We start from the raw sequence: 10,783 nt of genomic DNA, 5'->3' as shown, positions 1-10,783 counted from the left end.
TCAGTAAAAAGAGAATCCCTGAAATTGAAATCAGTCCTAAAAAAGTAAAGTGGGGTAATATCTGGTTGTTTGTCGCCATCTTTTTGCTTGCCGGTGCTTTTAGCGAAACCGCACGAACTAATAATTGGCCGGAACGTAAGCCTATCAACCTTTTCGAAAATACTTACCGCATGGGAAGTCTGGTCTTTGGAGGCGGCCATGTGCTGATGCCGATGATGTATGAGCAGTATTCTGTTCGTCCTGAAGCACTTCGTGAGATTGATTCTGTTACTGCTCTGACTCAAATTCATATTGAGAAAGAAGACATGACAACAGGGATGGGAATTGTGCGGGCTATGCCGGGGCCGGTTTTTTCAATTGCTTCTTTTACCGGTGGCATGGCAATGAAAAATGAAGGAAAAGAAATGCAGCTTTTAGGATGTATAATTGGGGCTGTCGCCATTTTTTTACCCAGTGCATTATTAGTTTTATTTTTCTTTCCGGTTTGGCAATACTTAAAAAAATATGTTGTGGTTTACCGTGCTCTGGAAGGTATTAATGCTGTGGTTGTAGGTATTATGTGGGCTGCAACTTTATACTTATTAAAAGATGTTTCAATTATTTCTTTTAATGCTGTAAGTATTTTAAATATAGGTGTAATCGCCGGCACTTTTTTAATACTTCAACTAACAAAAATACCTGCACCTTTTATTGTGCTGTTTTGTTTAGGATTGGGCTGGTTGTTTTAGTTACATTTTATAATAGCCGTTTCTTTCAATCTCTTCTTTAACTGCATCGGGTACCAAAAACCGGATAGATTTTTTTTCTTTTATTAAACTTCGTATACGTGTGCTCGATATATCCAGTAATGGCGCTTCCAGCATTATAATTTTGGCTCCAAAGGTTTCAGTAATTTCAAAGCCCGGCCTTTTATAAATGTAAAAAGAATAATTTTTTATAAGAAGCTGGTAATTCTTCCACTTATCTAAATTTTGAAAACCATCGCTGCCCATAATAATGGCAAATTCATTTTCGGGATGCTTTTCCGTAAGGTAAGCAAGTGTGTCAACCGTATAAGAAGGCTTGGGTAATTTAAACTCTACATTGCTGCTTCTTAATTTGGTTTCACCATCAATGGCAATGTTTACCAGGTGTAACCGCTGGTATTCGTTTAATAAAGAGGCAGAATTTTTAAATGGATTTTGCGGAGAAACTACAAACCAAACCTGCTTTAAGTCTGTACTATTAATAACATGGTTTGCAATAATTAAATGGCCAACATGAACCGGGTTAAAAGAGCCAAAATATAATCCAACTGTCATTATTTAATTGATAATCAATAGTTTATAATTTATTTTGACAAGATTGCAATTTCTTCAACCCAAATATTTTCTGCTTCATTCAACCTTAAGCTAAGCCGGTAACCCGCAACTAATATCGAAATCGGATCTCCAAGCGGAGCCACCTGGTCAATAATAATTTTTTCTCCAGGCACACAACCCATCTCCATCAGCTTTAAAAAAATGTCATCATTTTCAAAGTGTTTTATAATTACTGCCTTTCCAACTCCAACTTCCGATAATCGCCTGTCCATTTATAATATTTTAATTAGCACAAAAGTATTCATTAGTAATTGTTTAATAATTTCGAGATTAGAAATTAACTATGCCAATACAATTTTTTTTTCTTCAGGATAAAAGTATCCTAAAAAACAGAGCAGGTTTAAAGGCCTTTCTCCCAAAAATTTTCCGGCAAAATAAGAAGCAGCTTTCAAACCTTACTTATATCTTTTGTTCGGATGATTACCTGCTTTCAATTAACAAAGCTCACCTGCAACACGATTTTTATACGGACATTATAACTTTCGATCTATCCGAAATCCCACGGCAAATTACCGGAGAGATTTACATTAGCACCGACAGAGTAAGAGAGAATGCCGCTACTTTAGGAGTAAGTATTAAGGAGGAACTGCACCGTGTAATATTTCATGGCGCTTTGCACCTTTGCGGTTATAGGGATAAAAGCGCAAGGGATGAAAAGGGGATGAGAGATGCGGAAAACCACCTGCTGAATCAATATTTTCAGTTTTAAACCCTTTTTAATTTTTACTGCAACATAAAAGTATAATCCACTGTTCCACGGGAAACAAATATGTTTCAGGGTGGAACATTTTTTCATGTGGAACGTTCAAAACGATGTTTTTAATAGCTGTTACCCAATTCGTACCTTTGCCAAATGTTTGCAGAATACGATGTTATAGTAGTTGGCGCTGGTCATGCAGGTTGCGAAGCTGCAGCTGCGGCCGCAAATTTGGGCAGTAAAGTTCTTTTGGTTACCATGAACATGCAAACTATTGCCCAAATGAGCTGTAACCCGGCAATGGGAGGCATTGCAAAAGGGCAAATTGCACGGGAAATTGATGCCATGGGTGGTTACAGCGGTATTGTTACTGACGAGAGCATGATACAATTTAGAATGCTTAACCGCAGTAAAGGACCGGCAATGTGGAGCCCGAGAGCCCAAAGCGACAGAATGCTGTTTGCAGCCAAATGGCGGGAAATGCTGGAGAATACCCCAAATGTGGATTTTTACCAGGATATGGTAAACAGTCTTTTAATAAAAAATGGCCGTGTTTACGGAGTTGTAACTGGATTAGGGCATGAAATAAGGGCAAAATCGGTGGTTTTAACCAATGGCACTTTCTTAAATGGTGTTATACATATTGGTGAAAAACAACTGGGTGGTGGAAGAATGGCAGAGAAGGCCGCAACTGGAATTACCGAACAATTGGTATCGCTGGGTTTTGAAAGCGACCGCCTTAAAACCGGAACGCCCCCAAGATTAGATGGCCGGAGTTTGAATTACAGCAAGATGGAAGAGCAGAAAGGAGATGAAGAAATTGTTGGGTTTAGTTATCTGCCCACAAAAAAAGTAACTGCTGCACAGCAAAAGAGCTGTTGGATTACATACACCAGCCCCGAAGTACACGATATTTTAAAAACTGGCTTTGAAAAAAGCCCCATGTTTCAGGGAAGAATACAGGGAACCGGACCGAGATACTGCCCAAGTATTGAAGACAAAATAAACCGCTTTGCCGAACGTGACCGTCATCAACTATTTGTGGAGCCCGAAGGGTTTAATACTATTGAGATATACGTAAATGGATTTTCGTCTTCTTTACCAGAAGATGTTCAGCATCAAGCACTTAAGTTAGTACCTGGCTTCGAAAACTGTAAAATGTTCAGGCCGGGTTATGCAATTGAGTATGATTTTTTTCCACCCACTCAATTAAAATTTAGCTTAGAAACCAAGCTGATTGAAAACCTGTTTTTTGCAGGACAGATTAATGGAACAACCGGTTACGAAGAAGCTGCCTGCCAGGGATTAATGGCTGGGATAAATGCTCATCAAAAAGCAACAGAACAGGAAGCGCTTGTTTTAAAAAGAAGCGAAGCTTATATTGGAGTATTGATTGATGATTTGATAAATAAAGGAACGGATGAACCCTACCGGATGTTTACCAGCCGGGCCGAATTCAGAACTTTATTGAGGCAGGATAATGCAGACTTAAGATTAACTGAAAAAAGTTACCGCCTTGGTTTGGCAAGCCAGCAAAGAATGGAATTGGTAAAAAGCAAAAAAGAAGGGGTGGAGCAGATAAAAGAAATACTATCAGCAATAAGCCTGGATCCCGAAGAAATAAATCCATTTTTAGAAAGCGTACAATCATCAACGTTAGTTAGTAAACAGAAAGCGGCACAAATTTTATTAAGGCCAAATATTGGGTTACATAATATGATGCAGCAAATTCATTCTTTACAAAATGCGTTGAAAGATTTTACCCCATCAACATTAGAACAGGCGGAGATACAATTGAAATATGAAACATACATTGAAAAAGAAAAAGAACTGGTGGCAAAAATGAGCCAATTGGAAGATTTAATTATTCCGGATAATTTTGATTACGAAAAACTGGTTTCATTAGGCACAGAAGCCAAACAAAAATTTAAGAAAATTAAGCCACGTACTTTAGGGCAAGCTTCCCGTATATCAGGCGTAAACCCAAGTGATGTGCAGATATTGATGGTGTTTATGGGGAGATAATGGAATGTTGAATTTGCGAATGGCGAATATTTTCAATGTTAAAAAATTATTGGAAATAAAAGCTTCAATTTATTGGCTGGTTTATTTAAATGAATTTTTCAGTTTTATAAAAAAGCTTACATCAAAAAATATTCGATATTCGCCATTCGCAAATTCAATATTTTTTAAAATAAAACGTTTACTACAAAAAATTTACCATGCATTTAAATTTTAAAAACGACACACCAAAGGAATTAATTTTTGAACATGTAGCAGAATATCTGCACCACCAGCATTTAAAAATTAATAAACAGGACAGCACCAGGCCCTGGGGCGGTTTTTTTGTAATTGAGGAAAATGAGGCTGAAAAATTTATCAATTTATATTTTCCACATCTTACTAAAGAAGAATTAAATATTAGCGGCAAACTTAGCCCTAAAATTTTAGTGGTAGCACCTGATAAAAGATTGAGCTGGCAATACCACCACCGCAGAGCCGAAATTTGGAAACTGATTGGAGGTGTAGCTGGCGTGGTTACCAGTGATACAGATGAAGAAAAGGAAACTAAAGAATTAAGTATCGGCGATATTATACAACTAAAACAAGGCGAACGCCACCGTTTGTTAGGTACAAAAGGCTGGGGAATTATTGCTGAAATTTGGCGCCACACTGATGCAGCAAACCCCAGTAACGAAGACGATATTGTAAGGGTGCAGGATGATTTTGGAAGATAGGAGTTGGCCATGCATCAAACGGATTTTCACGGATTAATACAAGGAAAAAATTTCAAGGCAGCTAATAATATTGGCTGCCTTTTGGTTGTTAATCAAATCTGTCTGAACTTTAATTTATGAATCTGTTATTAAAATTTCTTTGTGGAATTTGTTTATTGGTTTCTTGTACAAGAAAGCTACAGATAAAATATCTTACCGATTTGGAACAGGCAAATATTAGGGGCAATGTTATAAAATTAGTAACTGAAACATATAATGTTGACAGCCTTGGCCAAATTGGAAAACTTGAGTTGGTAACAATTGAAATTTTTGATAAACTTGGAAATACAATTACAGATACAACCAAAGATTTGATAGAAGGCGATAAGATTGTCGAGTTTTTAATATTCAATAAGAACGGCTCTTTATCTTCTTCGACAACCTTTGAGAATGGAAAGAAGCAGTCTAAAATGATACTAAAATATGATAGTAGCGGTAATTGTATAGCTATGGAAGTTTATGATTCAAATGACAAACCCGAAAACTATTATCACGACATACAACAAAATAAATTTGGACTTTTGTTAGGTATGAATTGTTACGATATTAATGGCAAATTAACAGTGTCTTATAAAAATGGATATGATAGTATTTATCAAATTAGTGCAACAGCAAAAGATAGCATTGGAATACTTACTTCAGAAGTAAAGATACATTTAACGGGTAAAAAATATCCGGAAAGTATGCTTGAAGTCGCATACTTTAAGGATTCAACTGCTAAAAAATATTTGTTATACAAATATGAAAGTTGGGATACAGCCGGCAACTGGATACAGCAAACAATTTTCAATGATAATAAAAAGCCTATAAAAATGGTCAAACGTATTTTTAGCTATCAACATTAAAGCTTACACTATAAATCGATTCGATAAAATCTGTATACCGAGCTTGTCGAAGTATCCTTGGCTAATTTATTTCAATCCCAGCTTTCTCAATCTTGATCTTATAGCTCCTGCGTTTCTGCCAAAATGTTTTATAATTTCTGAGTCGGATGTATTGTTATTAAAAAGCTGTGTTAGTTTTTCATCCTGTTCCGGCGTCCAGGGTTTATAAGTTTCGCCTTGTTTTGTTCTTACTAATTCAACCGAATATGTTTTATCACTTGTACCTCTGTATTTAGAAAAATTAGATCTTTTTTTAGCCGCTTCAATCACCACTGGTTTTATTTCTTTAGGCTCTTCCTTTTTAATAATGTGTATTTGCGCCAGTTTAGGAAAATCGGCAGGTAATAATTCTTCGGGAATGTGCAGTGTGTTTTTTGTACGGGTAATAGCCACATACAATAAATTAATTTCTTCGTTAAGCTTGTTTATTTTCTTTTCATCATTATCCAATTCGTGTGCCTGCCGTTGCACTTTATCTTCGGTAATAAAATCTTTAACCAAATGCACAGCATCATATTCCATTCCTTTGCATCGGTGTACTGTAGAAAAAATAAGTTCCGCTTTTTCTTTGTCATCGTTTTCAACCTGCTTTTGTTTTATCGTTTTTATAATATCGTAAATATCATTACCATATTCTTTTACAATTTCCAGCATCATACTCAATTGGGCATCTTCCGTTTTTTCAATGTACTCTTCTAAATCTTTTACTGAGCCCATCGATTTTATCAACGCATCTTTTATTAACGACCGTTTATTATTAAACAGATTTAAAACATCGTATAAAGAAGCGCCTTCATCCGCATAGGTGTAAGAATTAAAATTGCCTTCGAAATAAATCTGCTTAATGTTTTTCTTTTCGGTTACATACTCAATAGCTTTCAATAACAATCCCAAATTAGTTCTGCCAATTACGGCTTTTGTTTTGGTATCGTTACTGGTTCCCAGGCCTTTTATAGTTATTGGTTTTGTTTCGCTAATAGCATCTTTCCAAAATAAAACCTGTGTGGCAAGATTAGCAATGTTTGCCCCAAACCTAAAACTATGGCTTAAATTAAAAGTAGTAAAACTGGTTTTCTCCAAAGAGTTTACCGCATAGCGCCAGCTATAAATTTGCTGGTGCGTATCACCAACAATTACTTTTGTAGCATCCTGTTTTAAAAAAATATCCAGCATTGCCGGGGAGGCATCCTGTCCTTCATCAAATAAAATATAATCAAATTGTAAAACAGGATTTTGCAGTTGAAATTTTTTCAGGTAAAAATCATGCGTTATTTCTATTTGGCCTTTATCCATTTTGGCCAGCAGTTGCCGGGTTTGTGTTTCTATAAAATGGTAAAAAGTTTTTACAAAAGTTTTGGCTTTAGCATCGCTGATGGTATCTAAATAATTTACCTCCTGCACTTTTAATTTATCGCTGTTGCAAAAAAGTGCAATAAATTTATTGATGTGGTTGGCAATTACATACTCATGATGTTTTTCGCCATTGCCCTGCAGGCCAAGCAACTCTGCTATTTCATGTGTTTTATAACCTTGTGCCCTTACTTTATACTGATGCCTGGAAACAATATTTTTATACGCCAGCGAATGTGCTGTTTCTACAATTACGTTTTGTAAACCCTTTGCTGCAAACTTTTTTATAGCTTCCAGCTTTACCGATTTATTAAAAGCCAGGTACAAGATTTTAGCTGTTGCCGGCCTGGCTTTGGCATACTCAATAACAGTAGTAGTTTTGCCCGAGCCAGCAACGGCATTTATTTTTATATCGCCGTTAGAATTAATGATGTCTTCCTGTTCGTGAGTTAGTTTCATCAGGCGGTTGTTATTTTTCCTGCGGCCAATACCATTTTTATTTCACCATAAGTAAAATCAGCAGGCAAATTTTCAATCAATGTTTTATGGCTGAGTGCGCCATGTATGGCAACCGCATCTAAAATTAATTGTTGTTTTTGGGGTGATACCAAATCGTTAATCTCAATTTCTCCCTCTATAATAAAAGGCACAAAGTGACCTTCAATGGTTGCAACACTCAGGTTTCTTTCTACTGCAATTTCAGCAATACTTTTTCCTTCTTTGTATAAATTGAAAGAAATGGTTTTAGTATCAGTTTTGGTAACCGCATTTTTTTCTCTCAATCCTTTTTCTTTAGATGCTTTAGAGGGCAGCGCATGCATATTGGTTTCAAAACCATTGCGGCTGCAATATTCTTCCACAGCGTCAATAATGTCATCGCCATATTTATCTACCTTCACTTTTCCAAAGCCGCTAATTTGCAACAAATCTTTTTTAGTAAGCGGTAAATAAGTAGCAATTTCTTTTAACGTAGCCTGGTTGGCCACCATATAAATCAACACATTTTCTTCCTGCATTTTCATATCTCTCCAGCGCTTTAAGGTGTTGTATAATTCGGTATTGGCAACATCGGTATAAATTTCTTTTTTACCACTGGCATAGCAGGTAAGATTAATTTTAGGCAACGCAAATTTTAATTTGTGTTGTAAAAATGTAGTTAACGAAAAAGGCTGTTTGCAATATTGCAAATAATAAATGATGCTGTAAATAACTAAAGCCAATTGATTCAACTGCTCATTAACAATAGTAGAAGTTTCTTTATGCTCTGTTACAAGCGGATGATTTTGTAACGTTTTTTGATACGATAAAAATTTAGGTTCAAAATGATTGGCAGCGTCACTAATTCTTTTTTGTGCGGCAGCATTATTTTCAATTACCGGTTCCTCTTTCATAATGCCACTCACCACATCAATAAATTTTAGACCCACCGATTTATCCGTAATAAAATGTTGTTTTATATTTTCTATCCAAGGTAAACTTTCGGCATTTAATTTATCCTGTTGTTGTGTAATGTGGTGCAGCAGTAAAGCGATACTAACTTCAACCTCATTAAAACTAAAAATTTCGCTTATCAATTGTTGTGTAAAAACCTGCCTTGCGCCTGTAAAGCGATCTGCAAGTGAGCCCTTGTGTGTAAGCGATTGCTGGCCTTTAATTACACTATCGTTACTAAATAATGTTGATGAAGATAATTTACTCAACAACACGATTCCCTCTAAACTGGTGCAACGGCTGAGTGCTACATACACTTGCCCACTGCTGAAAGAAGAACCTGCATCAATCATTACTTTTTCAAAAGTTAACCCCTGGCTTTTATGAATGGTAATGGCCCAGGCCAAACGCAAAGGGTATTGTGTAAACGTGCCCATGATTTCCTGTTCTAATTTTCCATCGCTGCGGTTTAAAGTATAACGGGTATTCTCCCAGGTTTCTTTAACCACTTCAATATCCACACCATCGCAGTCTACAACAATTTTATTTTTCTCTAATAATTTCACCACGCCAATCTTTCCATTAAAATATCTTTTTGCAATTACATCATTTTTTAAAAACATTACCTGTGCACCTTCCTTCAATATTAATTCTGCTTCTGCAGGAAAAATATGTTCCGGAAAATCTTCTTCTATTGCTGCTTTAAAAGTAAAAGCGTTGGTAAATAAATTTTCTATTTTTCTTTGGTTAATTTCCGCAGCTTGTTTATTGTGAGAGGTGAGTGTAATATATTTTTCTCCTGGCATGGGAGAAAACAACGGATCGTAGCGCATGTGCAGGTCTTCAAAATCATCGGCATCCATTTGGTTGTTGCGAACTTTATTTAGCAGGCGTACAAACGAATCTTCTTTTTGCCGGTAAATTTTATTCAGTTCAATAAGCAACGGCATTTGTTCTTTAATGGCCATGCTATCAAAGAAAAATGGGCTGGTATAATATTCCTGTAAAATAGCCCACTCGTGGTTTTGTGCTACCGGGGGCAACTGGTGTAAGTCGCCAATGCATAATAATTGTACACCGCCAAAAGGCGTATCATAATTGCGGCGGATGCTTTTTAAAATAGTATCAATAGCATCCATCACATCGCAACGCACCATACTTATTTCATCAATTACCAGCACCTCCATTTTACGCAGCAATTGCTGGCGCTGTTTGTTGTACCTTATTTTACCCAGCAACTCTTCCTTATGATTTCTGGTGGGTAAAAATGGATGAAAGGGCAATTGAAATAAACTGTGCAGCGTTACACCACCCGCATTAATGGCCGCTACACCTGTTGGTGCTGCTACCACAATATTTTTGGTGGCGTTTTCTTTTAAGTATTTTAAAAAAGTGGTTTTGCCCGTACCGGCTTTACCGGTGAGGAAAATGTTTTCAGATGTTTCGGTTACAAAGCGGTATGCAAGGTCGAATATTTCGTTGCGTTCTATGGTAGTTGTCATTCCTTTATGTTTTGATATCGAATATACAAATGGCGAATATCGAATGTTGTTTAATATAAGCAGTTAACAATATCCGAAAGGATCAATGATAAATTTATGCATACAAAATTTGTAAAATTACTGACAGTTAAAACTGAATAATATTAGATATTCGCAAATTCGAAATTTTACTCCGTGGTTGAATTTTTTAAATTTGCCTTCGCTGTTCTTCCCTGTGCTGTAAAAATAGCTGTAAGTTCTTTAGCTTCTTTTATTAATAAAGAAAGTTTTTCTGCTTTTATAATTTCCGCTTCGCAAATTATTTCTAACCAAAAATATGATTCATCTGCCTCTTCTTCAATTACATTTAGTTTATAAACAAAATCTTTTTTTGATTTTGCCTTTATTGCAGCCCTGTAATTTGCAGCAACAGATGTAGCGCTGCGTATTAATTGTTTTAGTAAAATACGGTCAATATCATCCCCTTTTAAACTTTTGCCCAGCTTAATTATGCGTAAGGCAAATTGCTTGGTTCTGTTTTTTAAATCCTCATTGGTCATGACGCTTTATTTATTAATTTAGGTAATACCGAATTTGCGAATATCGAATGTGTAGAAAGTATGATTAACAGAAAACCTTTCAATATTACAAACATTCGATATTCACCCATTCGCCATTTTACATTGCCTTAAGCGGCAGGCTTCTCACCGCCAATCAGCAGTAACTCATTTACCTGTATTTCGGTAACGTATCTTTTAATACCATCTTTATCGGTGTAGCTGCGGTTGATGAGCTTTCCTTC

The 10,783-nt window shown here is 36.1% G+C and carries 10 protein-coding genes; 5 read left to right on the top strand and 5 right to left on the bottom strand.

Annotated features, from left to right (window positions below):
* On the top strand, nt 1-728 hold a 728-nt coding region (locus ACY651_RS13845; protein ID WP_462253735.1), incomplete at its 5' end, for a chromate transporter.
* On the opposite strand, the gene nadD is transcribed toward ACY651_RS13845, so the two are convergent.
* Entirely contained in the window at nt 729-1,301 is a 573-nt protein-coding gene (nadD, locus tag ACY651_RS13840) for a nicotinate (nicotinamide) nucleotide adenylyltransferase (RefSeq protein ID WP_462253733.1), read from the bottom strand.
* Between the two features lie 29 nt (nt 1,302-1,330).
* A complete protein-coding gene (locus ACY651_RS13835) occupies nt 1,331-1,573 on the bottom strand; it encodes a FeoA family protein (RefSeq protein ID WP_462220165.1) in 243 nt (80 codons plus the stop codon).
* Between the two features lie 71 nt (nt 1,574-1,644).
* Here ACY651_RS13835 and ybeY point away from each other — a divergent pair, with 71 nt between their 5' ends.
* From ybeY to ACY651_RS13815, 4 genes are all read left to right on the top strand, one after another.
* Nucleotides 1,645-2,070, top strand: coding sequence for an rRNA maturation RNase YbeY (gene ybeY / locus ACY651_RS13830; RefSeq protein WP_462253731.1), 426 nt, complete (start codon nt 1,645-1,647; stop codon nt 2,068-2,070).
* A gap of 144 nt (nt 2,071-2,214) precedes the next feature.
* Complete coding sequence (gene mnmG, locus ACY651_RS13825; protein WP_462253729.1) at nt 2,215-4,083, top strand: tRNA uridine-5-carboxymethylaminomethyl(34) synthesis enzyme MnmG; 1,869 nt, start codon at nt 2,215-2,217, stop codon at nt 4,081-4,083.
* Between the two features lie 197 nt (nt 4,084-4,280).
* On the top strand, nt 4,281-4,796 hold the full coding sequence (locus tag ACY651_RS13820; protein ID WP_462253727.1) for a cupin domain-containing protein: 516 nt from the start codon (nt 4,281-4,283) through the stop codon (nt 4,794-4,796).
* A 116-nt stretch (nt 4,797-4,912) separates the two neighbouring features.
* Entirely contained in the window at nt 4,913-5,680 is a 768-nt protein-coding gene (locus ACY651_RS13815; protein ID WP_462253725.1) for a hypothetical protein, read from the top strand.
* Nucleotides 5,681-5,746: 66 nt separating this feature from the next.
* On the opposite strand, the gene ACY651_RS13810 is transcribed toward ACY651_RS13815, so the two are convergent.
* The 3 genes from ACY651_RS13810 to ACY651_RS13800 form a co-directional block, all read right to left on the bottom strand.
* On the bottom strand, nt 5,747-7,528 hold the full coding sequence (locus ACY651_RS13810; protein ID WP_462253723.1) for a UvrD-helicase domain-containing protein: 1,782 nt from the start codon (nt 7,526-7,528) through the stop codon (nt 5,747-5,749).
* A complete protein-coding gene (locus tag ACY651_RS13805; protein WP_462253721.1) occupies nt 7,528-10,002 on the bottom strand; it encodes a helix-turn-helix domain-containing protein in 2,475 nt (824 codons plus the stop codon). Before ACY651_RS13805 ends, ACY651_RS13810 begins: the two co-directional genes overlap by 1 nt.
* Before the next feature lie 167 nt (nt 10,003-10,169).
* Nucleotides 10,170-10,541: a four helix bundle protein gene (locus ACY651_RS13800; protein WP_462253719.1), complete on the bottom strand. Its 372-nt coding sequence runs from the start codon at nt 10,539-10,541 to the stop codon at nt 10,170-10,172.
* Nucleotides 10,542-10,783: the final 242 nt, after the last annotated feature.

Origin of the sequence: Ferruginibacter sp. (assembly GCF_031391665.1) — a bacterium.
Classification (GTDB): domain Bacteria; phylum Bacteroidota; class Bacteroidia; order Chitinophagales; family Chitinophagaceae; genus Ferruginibacter.
Note: the sequence above shows the minus strand (reverse complement) of the source record. Positions and strands in the feature narration are given on the sequence as shown.